This is a genomic window from Arthrobacter sp. M2012083 (assembly GCF_000281065.1).
In the GTDB taxonomy this organism is placed as follows: Bacteria; Actinomycetota; Actinomycetes; order Actinomycetales; family Micrococcaceae; genus Arthrobacter.
In genome coordinates this window covers 1-21,454 of sequence record NZ_AKKK01000029.1, presented here as the reverse complement: position 1 = coordinate 21,454, position 21,454 = coordinate 1, and the positions used below count along the sequence as shown (strand labels likewise).

At 61.4% G+C, this 21,454-nt stretch carries 17 protein-coding genes and 3 tRNA genes; 12 read left to right on the top strand and 8 right to left on the bottom strand.

Features of this window, described 5'->3' with window-relative positions; genetic code table 11:
• Positions 1-55: 55 nt before the first annotated feature.
• The 4 genes from ilvN to A477_RS0113975 form a co-directional block, all read right to left on the bottom strand.
• Positions 56-568, bottom strand: coding sequence for an acetolactate synthase small subunit (gene ilvN / locus A477_RS0113990; protein ID WP_011775174.1), 513 nt, complete (start codon positions 566-568; stop codon positions 56-58).
• Between the two features lie 2 nt (positions 569-570).
• Complete coding sequence (locus tag A477_RS0113985) at positions 571-2,475, bottom strand: acetolactate synthase large subunit (RefSeq protein ID WP_017199595.1); 1,905 nt, start codon at positions 2,473-2,475, stop codon at positions 571-573.
• 293 nt (positions 2,476-2,768) lie between these two features.
• Positions 2,769-4,490, bottom strand: coding sequence for a dihydroxy-acid dehydratase (gene ilvD, locus A477_RS0113980; RefSeq protein WP_017199594.1), 1,722 nt, complete (start codon positions 4,488-4,490; stop codon positions 2,769-2,771).
• A 131-nt stretch (positions 4,491-4,621) separates the two neighbouring features.
• Entirely contained in the window at positions 4,622-5,554 is a 933-nt protein-coding gene (locus A477_RS0113975) for a LysR family transcriptional regulator (protein ID WP_017199593.1), read from the bottom strand.
• Positions 5,555-5,731: 177 nt separating this feature from the next.
• Here A477_RS0113975 and A477_RS0113965 point away from each other — a divergent pair, with 177 nt between their 5' ends.
• The 4 genes from A477_RS0113965 (at position 5,732) to A477_RS0113950 (ending at position 8,352) form a co-directional block, all read left to right on the top strand.
• Entirely contained in the window at positions 5,732-6,688 is a 957-nt protein-coding gene (locus tag A477_RS0113965) for a sunset domain-containing protein (protein WP_157367097.1), read from the top strand.
• Positions 6,689-6,726: 38 nt separating this feature from the next.
• Positions 6,727-7,890: a PQQ-dependent sugar dehydrogenase gene (locus A477_RS0113960; protein ID WP_017199590.1), complete on the top strand. Its 1,164-nt coding sequence runs from the start codon at positions 6,727-6,729 to the stop codon at positions 7,888-7,890.
• A gap of 117 nt (positions 7,891-8,007) precedes the next feature.
• Positions 8,008-8,083: transfer RNA gene (locus tag A477_RS0113955), tRNA-Lys, on the top strand.
• A gap of 193 nt (positions 8,084-8,276) precedes the next feature.
• A tRNA-Lys gene (locus A477_RS0113950) sits at positions 8,277-8,352 on the top strand.
• Between the two features lie 91 nt (positions 8,353-8,443).
• Here A477_RS0113950 and A477_RS0113945 read toward each other — a convergent pair.
• Positions 8,444-8,911 carry a MarR family winged helix-turn-helix transcriptional regulator gene (locus tag A477_RS0113945; RefSeq protein WP_026005620.1) on the bottom strand — a complete coding sequence of 156 codons (468 nt, stop codon included), beginning with the start codon at positions 8,909-8,911 and terminating at the stop codon, positions 8,444-8,446.
• 97 nt (positions 8,912-9,008) lie between these two features.
• On the opposite strand from A477_RS0113945, the gene bcp reads away from it, so the two are divergent.
• The 7 genes from bcp to A477_RS0113910 all read left to right on the top strand — a co-directional run bounded on the left by bcp (position 9,009) and on the right by A477_RS0113910 (position 18,091).
• Entirely contained in the window at positions 9,009-9,479 is a 471-nt protein-coding gene (gene bcp / locus A477_RS0113940) for a thioredoxin-dependent thiol peroxidase (protein ID WP_017199588.1), read from the top strand.
• A 66-nt stretch (positions 9,480-9,545) separates the two neighbouring features.
• Positions 9,546-9,627: transfer RNA gene (locus tag A477_RS0113935), tRNA-Leu, on the top strand.
• A 167-nt stretch (positions 9,628-9,794) separates the two neighbouring features.
• Positions 9,795-11,462 (top strand): ABC transporter substrate-binding protein, encoded by a 1,668-nt coding sequence (locus A477_RS0113930; RefSeq protein ID WP_017199587.1) that lies wholly within the window; start codon positions 9,795-9,797, stop codon positions 11,460-11,462.
• A gap of 79 nt (positions 11,463-11,541) precedes the next feature.
• Positions 11,542-13,047 (top strand): malate:quinone oxidoreductase, encoded by a 1,506-nt coding sequence (locus A477_RS0113925; RefSeq protein WP_026005619.1) that lies wholly within the window; start codon positions 11,542-11,544, stop codon positions 13,045-13,047.
• Between the two features lie 67 nt (positions 13,048-13,114).
• Complete coding sequence (locus A477_RS0113920) at positions 13,115-16,354, top strand: efflux RND transporter permease subunit (RefSeq protein ID WP_017199585.1); 3,240 nt, start codon at positions 13,115-13,117, stop codon at positions 16,352-16,354.
• Between the two features lie 151 nt (positions 16,355-16,505).
• Positions 16,506-17,630: an LLM class flavin-dependent oxidoreductase gene (locus A477_RS0113915; RefSeq protein ID WP_017199584.1), complete on the top strand. Its 1,125-nt coding sequence runs from the start codon at positions 16,506-16,508 to the stop codon at positions 17,628-17,630.
• A complete protein-coding gene (locus tag A477_RS0113910; RefSeq protein WP_011775186.1) occupies positions 17,630-18,091 on the top strand; it encodes a MarR family winged helix-turn-helix transcriptional regulator in 462 nt (153 codons plus the stop codon). Before A477_RS0113915 ends, A477_RS0113910 begins: the two co-directional genes overlap by 1 nt.
• Before the next feature lie 16 nt (positions 18,092-18,107).
• Here A477_RS0113910 and A477_RS0113905 read toward each other — a convergent pair whose 3' ends face one another.
• A complete protein-coding gene (locus A477_RS0113905; RefSeq protein ID WP_017199583.1) occupies positions 18,108-18,914 on the bottom strand; it encodes a transglutaminase-like domain-containing protein in 807 nt (268 codons plus the stop codon).
• Between the two features lie 69 nt (positions 18,915-18,983).
• Positions 18,984-19,838 (bottom strand): hypothetical protein, encoded by an 855-nt coding sequence (locus tag A477_RS0113900; RefSeq protein WP_017199582.1) that lies wholly within the window; start codon positions 19,836-19,838, stop codon positions 18,984-18,986.
• A 54-nt stretch (positions 19,839-19,892) separates the two neighbouring features.
• On the opposite strand from A477_RS0113900, the gene A477_RS0113895 reads away from it, so the two are divergent.
• The gene (locus tag A477_RS0113895; RefSeq protein ID WP_017199581.1) at positions 19,893-20,561 is read left to right on the top strand and encodes a DUF1684 domain-containing protein; all 669 of its coding nucleotides are present in this window, start codon (positions 19,893-19,895) and stop codon (positions 20,559-20,561) included.
• On the opposite strand, the gene A477_RS22350 is transcribed toward A477_RS0113895, so the two are convergent.
• On the bottom strand, positions 20,558-21,454 hold an 897-nt coding region (locus A477_RS22350), incomplete at its 5' end, for an SLC13 family permease (protein WP_017199580.1). The two genes, A477_RS0113895 and A477_RS22350, sit on opposite strands and share 4 nt — an antisense overlap.

The following is a 21,454-nucleotide window of genomic DNA, read 5'->3' as shown; positions in this document are numbered from 1 at the left end:
TCTTGAGTGGTTTTCGTAGATATTGATAGTGGTGCTGCGGTACTGGACGCAACGCTCACGCGGAGCGGAGCGCCCTGTCACTCATGGAGCGGGATCCCCGTCCAACGGCCAAGGTGCCGGACTGCACGATTTCACGGATGCCGAACGGCTCGAGCACTGACAGCAGCGCAGCGAGCTTCTCGGGGGTACCGGTTGCCTCAATCACCAACGAGTCTGTGGACACGTCGACGACGGCGGCACGGAACAGGTCTGCAGCCTGGGTAACCTGCAGACGTGTCGCGGCATCCGCACGTACTTTGACCAGGATGTGGTCACGTTGTACGGAAGATTCAGAAGTCAGCTCAACAATCTTGATGACGTTGACCAACTTGTTGAGCTGCTTGGTGACCTGCTCGATGAGGTCGCCGTCGGCGTCGACGACAACCGTCATGCGGGACATGCCAGGAACCTCGGTGGGTCCCACAGCCAGGGAATTGATGTTGAACGCGCGCCGGGCGAAGAGGCTGGCCACGCGGGTCAGCACGCCGGGCTTGTCTTCTACCAGAACGGACAGTGTGTGACGGCTCATGCCTAGTCCTCCTCTTCCCATTCCGGGGTCATGTTGCGGGCAACCTGGATCTGGTCGTTACTCACGCCCGAAGGCACCATCGGCCACACCATCGAGTTGGGGCTGACCACAAAGTCGATGACCACGGGACGGTCATTGATTTCGAGTGCCTTCTGGATGGTGGCATCGATGTCTTCGTCGCGCTCACAACGCAGTGCAGCGCAACCGTAGGCATCGGCCAGTTTCACGAAGTCCGGAATCCGGATGGTGTCGTGACCCGTGTTCAGATCCGTGTTGGAATAGCGACCCTCGTAGAACAGCGTCTGCCACTGGCGGACCATGCCCAGCGAGGAGTTGTTGATGATGGCGACCTTGATCGGGATGTTGTTGATGGCGCAGGTGGCCAGCTCCTGATTGGTCATTTGGAAGCAACCGTCACCGTCGATGGCCCAGACCACGCGATCCGGTTCACCGACCTTGGCGCCCATGGCTGCCGGAACCGAGTATCCCATGGTTCCTGCGCCACCTGAGTTCAGCCAGGCGTGAGGCCGTTCGTACTTGATGAACTGGGCGGCCCACATCTGGTGCTGGCCGACTCCGGCCACGTAGATACCTTCGGGACCGGTGAGCTCGCCGATGCGCTTGATCACGCGCTGCGGGGCGGTGAGCCCGTCCTCGGGTTCGGTCCATCCCAGCGGGTACGTGTCCCGAAGGTTGCCCAGGAATGCCCACCACGAGTCCAGGTCCGGCGTGCCGCTCAATTCGAATTGCGTCTTCACTGCCTCGGTGAGTTCCGGAATGATTTCCTTGACCGAGCCAACGATCGGGACATCTGCCGTGCGGTTCTTGGAAATTTCCGCGGGGTCGATGTCAGCGTGGATGACCTTGGCAAACGGGGCAAAGGTCTTCAGTACGCCGGTGACACGGTCATCAAACCTGGCACCGAGGGTGATCAGGAGGTCGGCCTGCTGAAGTGCAGTCACCGCGGAGACAGAGCCATGCATGCCGGGCATGCCTACGTGCTGCGGATGCGAATCAGGGAACGCGCCGCGTGCCATCAAGGTGGTGACCACGGGAGCGCCGGTAGCCAGCGCGAGTTCCATGAGCTCCGCGGAGGCATGGCCCTTGACCACGCCGCCTCCCACATAGAGGACCGGCTTGCTGGCGGCAGCGATGAGCTTTGCAGCTTCGCGGACCTGCTTATTGTGGCCGCGCACTACAGGGCGGTAGCCCGGCAAATCCACCTTCGGCGGCCAGGAGAAGGTCATCTGGCCAACCTGGGCGTCCTTGGCGATGTCCACCAGGACGGGGCCCGGGCGGCCAGTGGACGCGAGGTGGAAAGCCTCTGCCATGACATGGGGGATGTCGTTGGGGTCAGTCACCAGGAACGAGTGCTTGGTAATGGGCATCGTGATACCCACGATGTCCGCTTCCTGGAAGGCATCGGTGCCGATGACTCCGCTGGAAACCTGGCCGGTGATTGCAACCATCGGCACGGAGTCCATGTGGGCATCCATAATGGCGGTTACGAGGTTGGTGGCACCGGGTCCCGAGGTGGCGATGCAAACGCCAACCCGTCCGGTAACCATGGCGTAGCCTTGCGCGGCATGGCCGGCTCCCTGTTCGTGACGGACCAGGATGTGATTCATGCTGGAGGCCATCAAGGGGTCGTAGGTGGGCAGGATCGCGCCACCGGGCAAACCGAAAATATCGTCCACGCCGAGTTCTTCGAGCGAACGGACAATTGCTTGCGAGCCGGACATCACCGTTGGGGGTACAACGGTGTTCGGCCCAAGTACAGGAGAGAGAGGTGCAGCAGCGTCGACGACGACGGCCTCAGCCGTACGGTCGACCTTTTCCGGAGCTTTGTGGGCTCCAGCGGACTTTGCAGCCATCAGCGAGGGGCTGATCGGCGATCCTTTGCTCATCGGACTCTTCCTTAGTGGATCTTCAATAGGTGGGTCTTGCTTCGGGGAATAAAAAAACCCCTCAGCCTTCCGGCTCTTCGAGGGGTTTGCGCGTGACGGTTCGTTACCAGTCGGGCTAAGCCACGCGCTTGGTAAGGACGACGATGCCGACGGTAACGAATGTGATCATGCGTTCAGTGTTCCCTCAAAGTGAGATACGTGTCAATTGAGCACTATCGTATCTCACTATTTGGACAGCAATGTCCGCCTGCCGGACTCCGGCCGCCTCAGGCAGCCGGGGTCCACGACAGGAACTACCCGCAGTACGCTCCCGTGGAGGCACTGTGGACAAGCTTGGCGTACTTGGCAAGCACACCCTTGGTGAATTTGGCTGGCAGCGGCTCCCAGCCCTCTTTGCGGGCCTCCAGCTCAGCTTCGTCCACCAGGAGGTCGAAGGACCGCGCAGCGATATCCACACGGATGCGGTCGCCGTCCTTCACGAACGCGATGGGGCCGCCGTCGACGGCTTCCGGCGCAACGTGGCCGATACACAGGCCCGTGGTGCCTCCGGAGAAGCGGCCATCGGTAAGCAGCAGGACATCCTTGCCAAGGCCTGCACCCTTGATGGCTCCGGTAATGGCCAACATCTCGCGCATGCCGGGACCGCCCTTGGGGCCCTCATAGCGGATGACCACGACGTCACCCTTGCTGATTTCGCCGTTGTCCAACGCGCTGAGGGCGCCCTGCTCGCGTTCGAAGACACGTGCAGTTCCTTCGAAGACGTCAGCATCGAAGCCGGCACTCTTCACTACGGCGCCTTCGGGGGCCATGGAACCGTGAAGGATGGTGATGCCACCGGTCTTGTGGATGGGGTTGTCCAAGGCCCGGAGGATCTTGCCATCAAGGTCCGGCGGGTTGATCGAGGCGAGGTTTTCGGCAAGCGTCTTGCCGGTAACGGTGAGGCAGTCACCATGCAGCAGTCCGGCGTCGAGCAGGGCCTTCATGATGACCGGCACGCCGCCAATCTTGTCCACGTCGGTCATAACGTAGCGTCCAAAGGGCTTGAGGTCCCCCAGGTGCGGGATTTTGTCGCCGATGCGGTTGAAATCGTCCAGCGTCAACTCGACTTCGGCTTCGCGGGCAATCGCGAGCAAGTGCAGTACCGCGTTGGTGGAACCGCCAAAGGCCATGGTGACGGCGATGGCATTTTCGAACGCCTTTTTGGTCATGATGTCCCGGGCTGTGATGCCCAGCCGCAACAGGTTTACTACCGCTTCGCCGGACTTGCGGGCGAAATCATCACGACGGCGGTCTGCCGACGGCGGGGCGGCTGAACCAGGAAGGGACATACCCAAGGCCTCGCCGATGCAGGCCATGGTGTTGGCCGTGTACATACCGCCACAGGCGCCTTCGCCGGGACAGATGGCTTTTTCGATGCGGGTGAGGTCCTCCATGCTCATTTTGCCGGCGGCACAGGCACCTACGGCCTCGAAGGCATCGATAAGCGTGACTTCCTTCTCCGAGCCGTCCTCCAGCTTGACCCAGCCCGGCATGATGGAGCCTGCGTATAGGAAGACCGAGGCGAGGTCCAGGCGTGCAGCAGCCATGAGCATGCCCGGAAGGGATTTGTCACAGCCGGCCAGGAGCACCGAGCCATCAATGCGCTCGGCCTGCATTACGGTTTCCACGGAGTCGGCGATGACCTCGCGGGAAACCAAGGAAAAGTGCATACCTTCGTGGCCCATGGAAATACCGTCCGAGACCGAGATGGTGCCGAACTGCATCGGGAAGCCGCCACCGGCATGGACGCCTTCCTTGGCACCCTGTGCAAGGCGGTTCAAGGACAGGTTGCAGGGCGTAATTTCGTTCCACGAACTGGCAACACCAATTTGGGGTTTGGCGAAGTCGTCGTCGCCCATGCCCACCGCTCGGAACATGCCACGGGCAGGCGCAGCGTGGATGCCGTCGGTCACCACCCGGCTGCGGGGTTTGATGTCCGGCGTATTGTCTGTCGCAATTCGGGTGGTGTCACTCATGGTCCAAAGTCTATGTGCACCGGGCGGCTGCGTACGTTGCTGCACGCCGGGTTAAGCCCAAACTGCCGAATGTTGCGATTTTGCGGCCATCCTGCCCGCAAGCGATGGTCCGCGCCCACGTGGTCCGCAGCTCAGAAGGTAGGACGTGACTCATTGAGTTCCTTGGCAATGGATTCAGCTTCACTCTTGAGCATGTCCAAAACGCTGGCAATGGTGGCCCGCGCTGCAACTTCCTGCCGCGACAACGCCACGATGCTTCTGCTCGCCTTGACCCCTGTGAGTGGCCGAAGAACGAGTCCCCGCCGAGCACTTGCCCGGGCAGTATAGCGAGGCAGAAGGCAGATTCCATGCCCCGCGCATACCAAAGCCTCAAGCACCCTCAGATCCGGATATCGCTGACCCCTCAGGGCCTGCCTGCCGGCATGGAGTTCGATCTGGCGGAGGACGGTGTCGAACGGGAAGCCCTCCGGGACGCCGATCCACGGGTAATCAACAACATCCTGCGGGCTTAGCCGGGCTTTTGCCGCCAGAGGATGGCCGGCCGGCATGGCAACGTCCAGAGCTTCCTCCAGAAGCGGCACTACAGTCAGGCCCCGCCGGGCAAAAACTTCCGGCCCGTCCACGCTGTGCGCCAGCACGATGTCGTAGTCCGCCACCAAAGGAGCGAAGTGGGCGGTTCCCGGATCCTCGAAATGTGCATCGAAAGTCAGCCCGTCCACGGAGGAAACGCGGTGCAGGACGCCTGGAAGGAGCATTTCCGCCGCACTGGGAAAGAACGCAGCGGTAACGCGCGTTTGCCAACCCTTCCGGTAGGTGTCAATGGTGGACTCCGCCCGGGCCATGGCTGTGGCTATATCCGATGCTGCTGCCGCCATGGCCATCCCGGCTTCAGTCAACTGAACGCCACGGCCCACCTTCTCCACAAGGACAACACCGATCTCCGCCTGTAGCGTTTTCAGCTGCTGTGATACTGCCGAGGCTGTGACATTCATGGCCTCGGCGGTGGCGCCAACACTTTGCCGGTCCGCTAATTCGCGCAGAATCTGCAGCCTTTTGAAGTCCATGGAGCCAGACTAGGCGACTCACGGAGAAATGCCTGTCCACGAATTTTGGGTCGTAAATTAGTAAGGGGACTGTCAGATTAGGCGAAGCAGCAGGTCAAACGCTGGACAGCCCATAAGCAGGCACGTAACGTCGGCTTTACCACGAGCTTCACCCCAGTGAGCAGAAGGGCATCCACCATGGACTGGTTAATTTGGGTCATTGTCATTGTTTTGGTCGTCGCAATTGTTTGGTGGCTAATGAACCGCAACAAGGCGCGGAATAGCACCCCAAGCCAAGCTCCCGCCGATGATCGCCTTTCCGGGCCAACCAGCACCACTGCTCCGGCAGCGATGGAGCCGAGCAACACAGCTTCCATGCCGGACCCCGCTGCAACGGCAGCAGGGGTGGCCGGCCTGGCAGGTGTGACCAACCTGGGCAAGACCGCCGCCGAAGGCAGCGGCCCGACTGTCGAGGACCCAAGGGTTGCCGAACCCGACCTCGCCGAACCCCGCGCCGCCGAACCCGACCTCGCCGAACCCCGCGCCGCCGAACCCCGCGCCGCCGTCGACGATTCACCAGCTGTTGTAGCCTCCGATGCTCAGCCGGCCACCACGCCCGGATTGACCGTGGCGGAACCAGTCATCGCAACCCCCGCGGTGGCCGAACCCGTGATTGACGAACCAGTGGTGGACGAACCCGTGGTGGACACGGAGACGAAGATCCATGCTGCCGACGCAGATGCCGGTGAGGCAGGCGCCGGTGACGTGGACGACTGGGACGCAGGTTCTCCCCCTGCCGCCTCCAACGAGGCAGCAGATAAGGCCGAATGGGAGTCTTCCTGGACGGACCAGAGCGGTACCCCTGTCCATCATCACGAGTACACTGATGCCCACTCCCCTACCCTCCCGGGAGCAGAGTCAGCAGCAGCCGAAGATTCGACGGGCTCCGGCCACCTGGCCGTCGAGCATCCCTACGGCACCGGATCATCCAGCGCCCCAGGGGAGGCGTATCCCGTCAAGGCCAACGCCTCGGACATGACGTACCACGACGAAGACACCGCAGGGTATGACGACGCCGCTGCCGATGTGTGGTTCGAATCATCCGCACACGCGGAGGCTGCCGGTTTCCGCCCACCTCGCCGCAGCAGGCACTGAGAAAACCCGCGCGGCCAGGAATACAGGCAGGCAGGAACATGGGCAGGCACTCTCCGGAACGGCGTGGACGATGGGTGCCTGCCTCGGCGCTTGCGCTGCTCTTGTCGCTACCGGGATGCACTGGGAGTCCCTCGTCGCCGGGCACCGCGGCAACACCCAACTCGTCAGCGGCCCCACAGGAAACATCCTCTTCAGCGACGCCCACCCCCGGAACCGGCCACATGACGCCGGCGTCGCCACTGATCCCGGAAGTGGCTCAAAAGCTCGACGTCGGATTGGAGCTGCCGTGGTCGGTCGCCTTCCTGCCAAACGGCACTGCCGTGGTCTCCGAGCGGGACTCCGCCCAGGTCAAGAGCATCCGAAACGGCCAGGCCACCACGATTGGCGAGGTGTCCGGCGTCGACCCGGGCGGAGAAGGTGGATTACTCGGCCTGGCCCTCTCGCCTGACTTCGCAACGGACCGGTGGCTGTACGCGTACTTCACGTCGCCAAGCGACAACCGGATTGCACGGATAAAGCTGAGCGAGGACTCAGGTGGTCAATTGGCTCTGGGCGAGGCTGAAGTGATCTTCTCCGGAATGTCCAAGGCGTCCACCCATAACGGTGGTCGAATCCGCTTTGGCCCCGATGGGTTCCTCTACGTAGGCACCGGGGACTCACAGCGCCGGGAGCAACCCCAGGATATAAACGCCCTGGGGGGAAAAATCCTTCGGCTCACCCCGGAGGGACGCCCGGCGCCGGGCAATCCCTTCGGCGACAACCCTGTCTACAGCTATGGGCACCGGAACGTGCAGGGCCTGGCATGGGACAGCGACGGACGCCTCTGGGCCAGCGAGTTCGGGCCGGACGTGGATGACGAACTGAACCTGATCACCCCCGGCGGAAACTATGGTTGGCCTACAGTGACCGGCGCGCCGGGCAGAAGCGGGCTGATCGACGCGAAGGTCGTCTGGCCATCAACCTCTGACGCCTCACCAAGCGGACTTGAAATCGTGGATGGCATTGCCTATACGGGGGCGCTTCGTGGTCAAAGACTGTGGGCAGTACCGCTCGAGGGCGAGAACGCGGGCACTCCTGTGGCATATTTCACAGGACAATACGGGCGGCTCAGGGACGTAACCCGAGCTCCAGACGGCACCCTCTGGGTCATCAGCAACAACAGAAACCCTGATTTTGCGGTGATTCTGAAGGTTGGGCGGTGAGACCGCCGGCGACAAGGCGCGGATTTCCCTCTTGGGCGGAAGTCGTGTAGAGTTACATGTCGTTGCGGAGATCGCCGGAGAAAGAAAAGCTTCCGGGTTTGATCAAAATCAACAGCTGCACCTCTAGCTCAACTGGCAGAGCAATTGACTCTTAATCAATGGGTTCCGGGTTCGAGTCCCGGGGGGTGCACCAAGCAAAAGGCCTTGGAGTGAATATCACTCCAAGGCCTTTTTCGTTGTTCAAGACTCTTTTCAGGTCAAACAAATGGCGTGCATCACGCAATGGCCCTTTTGGTCTCCAGCAGTCAAATAGTGGTGTAGAGTTATTTGTCGTTGCAGAGGTCAACGGGGAATATAAATTGCCCGGATGAGCCGAAACAATAGTTGCACCTCTAGCTCAACTGGCAGAGCAATTGACTCTTAATCAATGGGTTCCGGGTTCGAGTCCCGGGGGGTGCACCATAGAGAAAGGCTCCGGATCGTAGATACGATCCGGAGCCTTTCTGTTTCCTTGCCGGGGCTTCGCAATGGAAACCCCGGCCACAGGCTTCGGTCAGACTTGAGGCAGGTCGGTGTCAGCCTGGTGCGATTCCTGCTCCGGCGCCGACAGCCCGGCAAGACCCCGGACAACGATCCGAAGTTCCTCGCGGAGGCGAGCGGTGTCCACGGCGACAGGCGACAAGACATCCTGCTCAAGCTTTACTGCTTCAGCAAGAGCGGCGATGCCGGCATCAGTAAGGGTCACCACGTGACTTCTGCGGTCGGAATCACTGCGTTGCCGGGTGACATGCCCGTGCAGCTCAAGCCTCGCAAGCGTGGTTCCCATTGTTTGGGCCTTGACCCGCGCAACTTCGGCCAAAGCCGCTTGCGTAATGGCACCCTTGGCAGCCAATACCTGCATGGCAATGACACCGGCGTGGGTAAGGCCGATGGACTTCAATTTTTCGTTCCACGAGATTTCCACCAGGCGTGCAGCTGTCGAAAGCAATCGTGTGGTGGGCCATCTCTCCATATCTGGCATGCCGATAGTATATGCGCGGAAGCGGTGAGGACGCGGCTTCTCCCACTAAACTGGGAAATCGCGATCACTGGTCGCGATCACTGGTAAGGAGCACATTTTGGCTGAACGACTTATCCCGGGTGACATCGCCCCGGACTTCACGCTTCGGGACGAAACCGGCAAAAGCATGAGTTTGAGGGACCTCCGGGGACGGAAAACCATCCTCTATTTCTACCCCGCGGCCTCCACTCCCGGATGCACCAAGGAAGCCTGCGATTTCCGCGACACGCTCGGGTCCCTCCAAGCTGCGGGGTACGAAGTTGTTGGCGTCTCCCCGGACCCCGTCCAAGCACTCGCCAAGTTCAGCGCGGAAGAACAACTGACTTTCCGCCTGCTCTCGGACGAGGACCACGCCGTAGCCGAGGCGTATGGCGCCTGGGGTGAGAAGAAGAACTATGGACGCAGCTATATGGGGCTGATCAGATCCACCTTTGTGGTTGATCCCGACGGAAAGCTCTCACTTGCGCAATACAACGTTCGCGCCACCGGGCACGTGGCCAAGCTCCGGCGGGATCTCAAGCTGGACTAGTAGCAGGTACACTGGAGGCCGGTATGTGGCATCGACCGTCCGGCCAGGCGGTCCGGTTGCCAGCCAGCGCGAGTGGTGAAATTGGCAGACACGCAGGATTTAGGTTCCTGTGCCTTCGGGCGTGGGGGTTCAAGTCCCCCCTTGCGCACAGATACACGAATACCCCCGGTTTCAGCACCGGGGGTATTTTTCTCCTCAAGCAGCCGGGGCATTCTGATGGTGCGCTGGGAAGTGCACTCAGGACGTTCAACTAGACTGGAATGCGGTCTGGCCGAAGCCGGCCACAGCACTTCCAACCGGCTTGAGGGGACAAGAGTGGCAAGCAGCAAAATGCGGCGCCTAAGCATTCAGTTCGGAGCTGCCGTAGTGGCTTTGGGACTGGCAGGGTGCACAGGAACACCCGGCCCCGCACTGTCTACATCCGCCAGCAACTCCCCCGCTGTCGAACCCTCGGCAACTTTCAATTTCGGCACGGCTTCCATGCCCTTGGGCCTCGATCCTGCGGTCACCGCTGATTCCGAGTCATACCGGGTCACACGTCAAGTCCTCGAAGGACTCGTGGGGGTGGACGGCGAGACCGGGCAGACCACTCCCCTTCTCGCCACCGAGTGGAAAGACAGCAACAACGGGCTGAGCTACGATTTCACGCTCCGCTCCGACGTGACATTTCACGACGGCACACCACTGGACGCAACCGCGGTATGCGCCAACTTCAACCGCTGGTTCACCTTCCCCGAGGACCTCCGAAAGCAAGCGCCCGGGATTTCTTTCCAAAGCGTATTCAAGGCCTACTCCGACCAGCCGGTGTTCTCCATCTTCAAAGACTGCAAAGTGGTCTCGACCAGCGATGTACGGATTAATCTGACGCGTCCCTTCACGGGATTCCTCCAGGCGTTGACACTGCCGGCCTTCGCCATATCCTCCCCGGCCGCCCTGGAGGCACAGAAAGCCAACGTCCTTGACCAGGTCCGGAATGGCCAAGCCATGTCCAGCTACGCCGGCCATCCAGTGGGTACGGGCCCCTACGAGTTCACTGGATGGGACGAGAAAAAGCTCACCCTGACCAGTTACAAGGGCTATTGGGGCAACCGGGGACAGATAGCAACCATCAATTTCATTCCCTACGATCGCGCGGAAACGCGTCAACAGGCCCTGCTGGACGGAAAAATCGACGCCTACGATCTTGTGACCTCCGGGACCTTTGACCAATTGGTCAAGAAGGGAGTCCAGATCATCCAGCGCGACCCGTTCTCGGTGATGTACCTCGGCATCAACCAGGCTGTAGCACCTCTGGAAAAGCCTGAGGTCCGGCAGGCGATAGAAATGGCGATCGACAAGGAAGCGTTGATCCGAAAGTTCTTCATCGACAACACTGCGCAGGCATCACAGTTCGTGCCGCCCAAACTTAGTGGCTTCAACAACAATGCTCCCTCCTTGGGGTACAACCCGGAGAAGGCAAAAGAGCTCTTGAAGAAAGCCGGATACAAGGGCGAAGAGCTGAAGTTCTACTACCCGCTCAACGCCACACGGGCCTACATGCCCACCCCGGAGAAGATCTACGCCGAGCTCAGCCGCCAACTCGTGGCTGTCGGCTTCAACATCAAGCCGGTTCCCATCGACTGGGAAGACGGCTACCTCCAACGGGTCCAGTCCGCCGGTGACCGCGGCCTGCACCTGCTCGGTTGGAATGGGTCCTACGCGGACGCGGACAACTTCCTGGGACCCTTGTTCGGCGAATCACGCGCCGAGTTCGGCTACGCGGACTCGGAAGTCTTCCACAAGATAGAACGCGCGCGGGCAATGCCCGAAGGCGACGACCGCAACACCCAATATCAAGCCATCAACGCAGAGATCGCGGCGTCAGTACCCGCTGTGCCCATCGCCTTCCCCATCTCGGCCCTGGCGCTGTCCAACAAGGTGGAAAGCTACCCGGCTTCCCCCGTCCTCAACGAAGTTTTCACAAACGTCCGCCTAAAGCCTTGACGATTCCCCGCAATTTCAGTATTGAGTCTGCGCGGGGATATTCTGTGACAGCCAGTGCCGCCGCTAACGGAGATTGATCGTGACCTTCATTTCCAAGACTCAACATGCCGACGTCGTCCTTATTGGCGGTGGAATCATGAGTGCCACCCTTGGTGCGTTCATCAAGCAACTTGAACCCACCTGGACCATCTCCCTCTTCGAAAGACTCGACGAAGCAGGGCTCGAGAGTTCCGGACCATGGAACAACGCCGGCACCGGCCATGCTGCGCTGTGTGAGCTTAACTACTCTCCCGCCGCTAAAGACGGTTCGGTGGACCCCTCCAAGGCCCTCCACATCAATGAGCAGTTCCAGCTGTCCCGCCAGTTCTGGTCCCACTTGGTGGACAGCAACGTGATCGGGTCCCCGAAGGGTTTCATCAACACCGTCCCGCACATGAGCTTCGTCATTGGCGATGACCACGCGAACTTCCTGAAGACCCGCTACGAGGCCCTGAAGCCCAACACGCTCTTCCGCAGCATGGAATACACAGAGGACCAGGACCACATCGCCAAGTGGGCCCCCTTGATCGTCAAGGGCCGCGACCGCAAGCAGCGCGTTGCCGCAACCCGCGCCGCGGAGGGCACCGACGTCGACTTCGGCGCCTTGACCCGCGAGCTGACGGGCTACCTGCAAAGCAGCGGAGCCGAAGTCAACTACGGACACGACGTCACCAACATCCACCGCGCAGCAGGTGGTGGATGGGACCTCTCCCTCAAGCACCCCAAGTCCGGCGAGCACGGCCGCATCCACGCAAAGTTCGTTTTCGTTGGAGCCGGCGGCGGTGCCCTCCACCTGCTTCAGGCGTCAGGTATTCCTGAAAGCAAGGGATACGGCGGGTTCCCCGTCTCAGGCCAGTTCTTCCGCTGCACGGATGACGCAATCACCTCGCAGCACAGTGCCAAGGTCTACGGCCAGGCATCCGTCGGCGCGCCGCCCATGTCCGTCCCGCACCTGGACACCCGCTACGTGGACGGCAAGCGTTCCCTCCTCTTCGGCCCGTATGCAGGTTTCTCCACGAACTTCCTGAAGAGCTCCAGCTACCTGGATCTTCCACTGTCCATCCGGCCGGGAAACATCATTCCCATGTTGGCCGTAGCCAAGGACAACATGGACCTCACCGCCTACCTCATCAAGGAGGTTGCCAAGCGGCACGAGGCCAAGGTGGAGGCCCTGCGCGAGTACTACCCCGAGGCAGCAGGAGACAATTGGGAACTGATCACCGCCGGCCAGCGTGTACAAATCATCAAGAAGCATCCTCAGAAGGGTGGCGTCCTGCAGTTCGGCACTGAAGTCATCGCTTCCCGCGATGGTTCCATCGGTGCCCTGCTGGGCGCTTCTCCGGGTGCTTCAACCGCCGTGCCCATCATGATCGAACTGTTGCAAAAGTCGTTCCCCAAGAACTTCAAGGGATGGCAGTCCAAGCTCAAGGACATGATGCCGGGCTACGGCGTCAAGCTCAACGAGAATCCGGACTTGGCCGCGGAACTGGAAGCAAGCACCGCCAGGTCGCTGCAATTGGAAGTGGCCAACGCTATCCCAAGCTAGGCCACACCCGGGGCTGCGGCCGGTTCCCGTCAGTCGAATCGTCACGTAGACCGCAGGAGTCAATGCAATGTTCCGCTTGGCCAAACTGTCCCTGGGAAACCGGGCCCTGATCGCGCTGATCACCGTCTTTGCGGCGGTGTTCGGCGTGATCACCATGGGGTCGCTCAAGCAGGAACTTATTCCTTCCATCGAGTTCCCGCAGATCACTGTGGTGACCTCCATGCCCGGAGCCTCCCCGGAGGTTGTGGACAAGCAGTTGAGCCAGCCGTTGGAAACCGCCTTGAACAGCGTCGAGGGTCTCGAGTCCACCACATCGACGTCCCGCAATGGTGTTTCGCAGATCACCATGGTGTTCACCTACGGATCCAACTTGGACCGAGCGCGCAACCAGATTGACCGGGCGATCTCCAACGCCAAGCGGGTACTGCCCGCCGACGTCGAACCCCAATCCATTGCCGGCAACATCAGCGACTTCCCGATCGTCTACTTGGCGGTGTCCTCGGACAAACCCCTGAGCGAGCTCAACGCCGACCTCCTGCGGCTCAGCGTTCCCCGGTTGCAGAAGATCGACGGCGTCCGGGGCGCCGAGGTGACCGGCGGTTCCAGCCAACACATCCTGATTCAGCCCCGCCCCGCTGACCTGGCAACTACAGGGGCTTCGGTCCAATCCATCAGCAATGCGTTGAAAAACAACGGCACCCTGGTTCCTGTCGGCACCATCGAGGATCAAGGCAAGACCCTGTCCCTCCAGCTCGGCAGCCCCGTGGATTCCCTGGATGTCATCAAGGGACTTCCTTTGGCCGGCACCAAGAGTGCTGCAACCATCGGAGCCGTGGCCGACGTCAGCATCGAGGACGACGCCGCTACGTCCATCACCCGCACCAACGGCAAGCCAACCCTGGCGCTGTCCGTCACCAAGAAGCCCGAAGGCGATACGGTGGCGATTTCGCATGCGGTGCGGGACGCCGTCGGCCCCATGGAAGACGAGCTCGGCAATAACGCGACCTTCACGCCGGTCTTCGACCAAGCACCTTTCATTGAGAAGTCCATCAAGGACCTCACGACAGAGGGGCTCCTCGGCCTGGGCTTCGCTGTCGCCGTCATCCTGGTTTTCCTGATGTCCGTGCGCTCCACCTTGGTCACGGCTGTCTCCATTCCGTTGTCCCTGTTGATCACCTTCATCGGCATCTCCGCCACAGGCTATTCGCTGAATATCCTTACCTTGGGTGCCCTCACCATTGCCATCGGGCGCGTGGTGGACGATTCCATCGTGGTCATCGAGAACATCAAACGGCACCTCAGTTACGGCGAACACAAGCTGACAGCCATCCTGACGTCCATCCGGGAGGTGGCCGGAGCCATCACGGCTTCCACCCTCACCACCGTGGCCGTTTTCCTCCCCATCGCTTTCGTGGGCGACCTCGCCGGTGAGCTGTTCCGTCCCTTCGCTTTGACCGTGACCATTGCGCTGTTGTCGTCGCTGTTGGTTTCCCTGACGATCGTTCCGGTCCTGGCCTACTGGTTCCTGTCCACCCCCGGTAACGGCGCTGCGGCACAGGTCTCTGCCAAGGAAGCCGCCGGGAAGGCCCGTGAAGCCGAACAGCGGAGTCGCCTCCAGCGCGGCTACCTTCCTATTCTTGCGAAGACTCAAAAGCATCCGGTCATCACTCTGTCCGCGGCAGCGCTGGTGTTGGTGGCGACCATCGCTGTCTCGCCACTTCTGGCCACCGACCTGCTGGGCCGTTCCGGAGAGAACAGCATGACGGTGCGCCAAGTCCTGCCGCCGGGTACCAGCCTGCAGGCCACCAGCGATGAAGCGGCCAAAATTGAGGAATCCCTCAAGGGCATTGCGGGTATCAAGGACGTTCAGGTCACGTCCGGGAATGCCCAAACGGGGTTCGCCGCCCTTACGTCAACCGGGTCCTCCAACTCAACGTTCACCATCGTCACCGACGAGAAAGTAAATCAAGGCAAACTCCAGGACGAGGTCCGCGCCAAGCTGGAAGGGGCCGCTGGAAAAGTCACTGTGGGATCCCAGCAGGGCGGATTCGGTACTTCCTCTACCGTGGACATCACCATCAGGGCAGCGAACTCCGCAGACCTGCAGACAGCAAGCGATGCCATGGTGAAGGCCATGGAAGGCGTCCCAGGCAGCTCCGAAGTCGCCACGAACCTCGCTTCAACGCAGTCGGTGGTCCAGGTTCGCGTTGACCGGGCAAAGGCAGTGGCAGCAGGACTGACGGAGGAGCAGGTAGGCGCCTTCCTGGCATCCACCGTAAGCCCCATTCCGGCCGGTACGGTGCGGATCGAAACAAACGACTATCCGGTTCAAATCGGCGAGGGCACGCGCTTCACCAGCATTGCCGCAGTCCGTGCGCTCCAGCTCCCCACAGCCCGCGGTGGGGTGGCGCTGGAGACGATTGCCGCCGTCGAGCAGGTTGATACTCCCGTATCCATCACCAGTAGCAATGGGCAGAGGACCGCGAGGGTTACGGTGACGCCTTCCGGCTCCAACCTTGGCAGCGTCAGCGCCGCAGTGCAGGAAAGGCTGGCAGCTGTGGAACTGCCTGCAGGGGTCACGGCAACTATCGGCGGCGCCACCACACAGCAGGCCGAGTCCTTCCGGCAGCTGGGCCTGGCCCTTCTGGCAGCCATCGCGATCGTCTACGTGATTATGGTGGCCGCGTTCAAATCACTCGTGCAACCGCTCATCCTGTTGGTCTCCGTACCCTTCGCTGCTACCGGCGCAGTAGGCCTGCTGTTGGTGACAGGCGTTCCCTTGGGTCTGCCGTCACTGATCGGCATGCTGATGCTGGTTGGCATCGTGGTCACCAACGCCATCGTGTTGATCGACCTCATCAACCAATACCGCAAACCACATGACGGCAGTCCAGGCATGAACGTTGCCGATGCCATTACGCACGGTGCACGGCAGCGCCTCCGTCCCATCCTCATGACGGCATTGGCCACCGTTTTCGCCCTGACTCCCATGGCGCTGGGCCTCACGGGCGGCGGCGGGTTCATTTCGCAACCACTGGCCATCGTGGTGATCGGTGGACTGGTTTCATCCACTGCCTTGACACTGGTCCTGGTCCCGGTCCTTTACAAACTTGTGGAGGGTCGCCGGGAGAAGAAGGAGTTGCTGAAGGCCCTGCAGGACAAGCCGACTACGAAACGTGACGACGGACCCGGCGGCAGTGGGAGCAACGGCAGCTCCAGCAACGGATCTGGCGAGTTCCAGGACTGGACTACTGGAATGATTCCGCGCGTTACAGGCCGCCGCGCAGCGCATAATCCCGGAGAATAACGGGCTCCCCAACGCACTGACCCCTCTCTAGGCAGGGCCGGGAACAATTCCAGGCCCTGCCCTGTTACAGGTATCGATACATGCAAATGCATCTAGTTTGAGGTACACTGTTTACAGAGCCCGGGACCTCGGGCAGGGAGAAAGGCACATCATGCAGATCGGCGTATTCAGCGTCAGCGACATCACCACTGACCCCACCACGGGCCGCACGCCCACGGAGAACGAACGCATCAAGGCCTCCGTTGCCATCGCCAAAAAGGTGGAAGAAATCGGCATGGATGTCTATGCCCTGGGTGAGCACCACAACCGGCCCTTCTTCTCCTCCTCCCCCACCACCACCCTGGCTTACATCGCAGCACAGACCGAGCGCATCACGCTGTCAACGGCCACCACCCTGATCACCACCAATGACCCGGTCAAGATCGCCGAAGACTTTGCCATGCTCCAGCATCTCTCCGACGGCCGCGTGGATCTGGTCCTCGGTCGTGGCAACACAGCACCGGTATACCCCTGGTTCGGCAAGAACATCCAGGACGGCATTGAACTCGCCATCGAGAACTACAGCCTGCTCCGCAAACTCTGGGATGAGGACACGGTCAACTGGTCCGGCAAGTTCCGCACACCACTGCAGAACTTCACCTCAACACCGCGGCCGCTCGACGGCGTGGCCCCCTTCGTGTGGCACGGCTCCATCCGAACGCCGCAGATCGCGGAAGTTGCCGCTTACTACGGCGACGGGTTCTTCGCCAACAACATTTTCTGGCCCAAGGAGCACTACCAGCAGCTGATCGGCCTGTACCGCGAGCGTTACGAGCACTACGGACACGGCAAGGCAGACCAGGCCATTGTTGGCCTTGGTGGTCAGTTCTTCATGAGGAAGAACTCGCAGGACGCCGTCAAGGAGTTCCGCCCGTACTTCGACAACGCGCCGGTCTACGGACACGGACCGTCCTTGGAGGACTTCACCTCGCAGACTCCGCTGACCGTGGGCAGCCCGCAGGAAGTCATCGAGAAGACGCTGACGTTCCGCGAGGCCTTCGGTGACTACCAGCGGCAGCTGTTCCTGATCGACCACGCCGGCCTGCCCCTGAAGACTGTCCTGGAGCAGCTGGACCTCTTCGGCGAAGAAGTCCTGCCGGTACTCCGTAAGGAATACGCCGCCATGAAGCCAGCGCACGTGCCGGATGCACCGACCCACGCCTCACGCGTCGCCGCCGCGCTGGAAGCCACGGTCAGCGAATCCGCTACCGCTGGTGCTGCGGGGCAGGACGCCTGATGTCCAGCCCTTCGGCGTCCTCCGCCGTTCGCCTCGCCGCCGAAACCTGGGAGTCGTTGTTCCGCTCCCAGGTTGCGGTGATGCGGAAGCTGCAGTCGGGACCGGCATTCAAGACCCTGCCCGTCAAGGAATACGATGTGCTCTTCACGTTGTCCACATGCCCTTCGGGCCAGCTTCGGCTAAATGAAATCAACGACAAAGTCCTGCTGAGCCAGTCCAGCTTGAGCCGCTTGGTGGACCGTTTGGAGAAGCGCGGTTTGGTGGAAAGAACAACAGCGCCCGACGACGGCCGCGGAGTCCTGCTCTCACTCACCGAAGCGGGCAGTGAGCTTCAAAAAACCATCGGTCGGGAACATGTGCGGGACATCGCGCACTTGGTGGCGCCTGCGCTCACGGCCGAGGAGCAGCGGGAGCTTCTACGACTGACTGAGAAACTCCGCGCCTCGGTTGCGGGACACTAAAGCAATCCGCCCGGCACTAACGCAAGCTGACGAGCTCCCGGGGGTCCTCCACCGGGAGCTCTCCGTTTACCGACGCACTGACCTTGAGCGTTTTCAAGGACAGGCTGCCGCCCACGGTGGACAGGAACGCGGTATCCGATGAATCGCGTCCGGCAGTGATGCGGAGCATGGATTCGCGGGGAGCCAGTCCGGTGGGGTCGATGATGTGCCAGGCTCCGTTGATGTGTGCCTCGGCAACAGCATGGAAATCCATGGGACTCAGCCCTGGAGCATACACCGCAGCCAGACGCGCAGGAACGTCTTTGGACCTCAACAGGGCGATTGCCAGATGCGCGAAGTCCCGGCACACACCTTTGCGGTGAAGCAAGGTTTCCACGGCTCCGTCAGTTCCCCGCGACGATCCGCTGACATACCGCAATTCCCCGTACACCCAGTCGCGTACCGCTTGGAGCAGTTCGGGACCTTGCAGGCTGCCGAACTCGGCATAGGAAGTAGGCAGCAGCCTGTCTGACTCCGCGTACCGGCTGGGCCTGACGTACCTGATGAGCTCCATCGGGCTGGACGTATCAGGCTCTCCAAGGCCATGAACCGTTGCCCGGTAGTCCACTGTTACCTCGCTGGGCTCGGTGAACTCCAAGTAGTGGAAGCGGCCGCCATGGTGGTCGCTGAGTTCTGCAAAGGGAACCTCGGCACCATCCATGGTGATGGACAGGGTTTCCTCCACTGCGTCGTAGCCATGGTTGTTGGCCACAGCTATAGCCATGGCCACCTTGGTGTTGGCTGCAGTCTTGAAAACGAGCGAGGCAGCAACATTGCGTTCCATTGATCTCCGGGGTGGGTTGCGGCGGGTATCCCAATCGCCGCCGTATGTGTGAATCAGCCAATCGCAGGACTACAGATTGACCTTCAGAGACAGTAGCATCCGTTGGACATTGGCGAATTCAGGTCCGTGGACCACGTACTTCGCGGCCAGGTCCAGAGTATCGAAAGCCTTGGCCGGGGCCACCTTCTCGTCAGCGGCGAAGGCGTGGATCGCCAGGACATCGCCAAAGGAGATATCGCCCTTTCCGGCAGGGCCCTGAACCCGGTTCCGCAGTTCACAGGACTGCCCGTCAGCACCCGCCACCATGTTGGTGATGCCGTAGGAGCCAAAAAATTTGTAGCCCTGGACCACACGGAAAACCACTCGCGGATCAATGGTCTCCGGGCCATCCGAGTGCGGGACGTCCAAGGGCACGCTGCTGATCACGACGTATGGGCGGGCCTGCCCGGCGGGGCAGGCAACGGGCGCAGCTGAGGGCAGGCCTGTTTGGAGGGTGGCGATATAGCGTCCTTCAGCATCCTTGACCTCCACCTTCACGGCATGGGCCAGCGAGCCCGCCTCCGGCGTCACTGACTGCGCTATCCACTCCTGCGGTAGCTCAAAGCTAACGGTCTTGGCGGAGTCTGTGTACGTCTTCCACGACACCGCCGTTGCCGCCGGGCTGGGTCCCGCGCTGGCCGAAGGGCTCGCGTCTTCGGTGGAGGTTACGGACGGCGAGCCGGCCGCGGAGCCCGTTGCCGGCGTCGTGCTTTCCGCAGTGCCGGTCCCTGATTCCGAACTGTTGGGTTGGGACCCGGCCGTCGAGGTTACTTGCGGGCCTTTGTTCTCAGCGGAGCAGGATGCTGTAGCCGCGAGTACGGCACCAGCCAGTACCACGACAGCGAACCGCATCGGAATGCGGCGCAGGTTCAGGATGCCCTTCATGAGCTCAGCCTAGCTGCGGCGATCCCGCGACACGCACAGGACTAGGCTGAGGGTATGGCTCCCGATCAACAGGACTATTTCGAGGACGACATCCCCACTATGTCAGCGGTTGATATAGCCGACTGGCGCCTGCGGACGTTCGCTCTCTACGACAAGGTGCGCCAACTCGCAGCCACCAGCCCTTTCGACGCGCACGTGTTTTGGCGGCAGGAACGGGACCTGATGTTCGCCACGCATCCTGCTTCAGCGCTGACCGCCGGCATGAAAGCCTCATTTTCCGGGCTACGTACCGCTGATTACGATCCCTCTTTCCGCATGTACGCCGCCCTGTCGCCCGAAGGAGCCGGCCAGGAGATGAACGTCGAAACCGGGACTGACGGCGTGGTGCCCTTTACAAGGATCGGCACCCTTGAGCTACCCGGGCTGGGTTCCTTGGCCGCCTGGCGGCTTAGGAGCTATGGCGGCGGCATCTTCGTGCCCTTCCGTGACTCGACAGCCGGCAAAGACGGCGGAAGCTACGGAGCGGGAAGATACCTTCTGGACACGGTCAAAGGCTCGTTCCACGGGACTCGGGGAACCGGCGCTGAACAAGAGTTCGTGCTGGACTTCAACTTTGCGTACAACCCGTCGTGCGCCTACAACGAAGCTTGGGCGTGCCCGCTGGCCGGTCCGGCCAACCGCTTGGCGGCAGAAGTACCTGTGGGAGAACTTTACCTGGGCTAGCCGAGCAGCCCACCAGGGCCAAAGGCTGCGAGCGCCGCAACGGCGGCCAATATTGTCAGGGGCGCCACGATCAGGCCGAAGAGCGCGTATCCCTTCCACTTGATCAGCACGTTCATCCGCACCAACCGGTCGTGCCACAACAGGGTGGCCAGTGATGCCCAAGGCGTGATCAAGGGCCCTGCGTTCACTCCCACCAAAAGGGCGGCCATCCTCCGGGGGTTTCCTGCCAGTGGTTCGGCCAGCAGGTAGGCGGGAAGGTTGTTGACCACGTTGGAGCCCAAGGCTCCCGTCATGGCCAGTCTCAGTAGTTCAAAGAACCCATCCCCCTGCCCGGCCACATGGCCAAGAAACACTGATGCTCCGAGGTATTGGCTTGCCTCGACCACCAGGAAGAGACCGCAGGTAAACAGCAGCAGTGACCAGGGAATCAACGTCACCCTCAGCACTTTTGGCCTACGGACTGCGAACGCTGCCGCAAGGATGGCCGCAGCTGCCCCGGCAGGAATCCAGATGGCAACCCCGGATACCAGCGCCGGCAACAGCAACAACAGGACCACGGCACTGATGACTAGCAGGACGTTGTCGGCGGTTGCCTTGGACGAAATGCCTTGGGCTGGACGGGTGGAATCGCGCGCATAGGTCTTGCGTAGTTCGCGCCGAAAAACGATGGCTATGAACGCCAAGGGGACCAGGACGGCGGCCAAGGACGGCGCCCACAGCAGATGGGCGAACTCTGCGGGACTGATTCCGCCCAGGTTGTGTTGCGCCAAGAGGTTGGTCAGGTTGGAGATGGGAAGCAACATGCTGGCGGTGTTCGCGAGCCACACCGTGGTCAGGGCAAAGGGCAGGACAGGCAGGCCCGCTTGGCGGGCAACGGGGACCACCACCGGGGG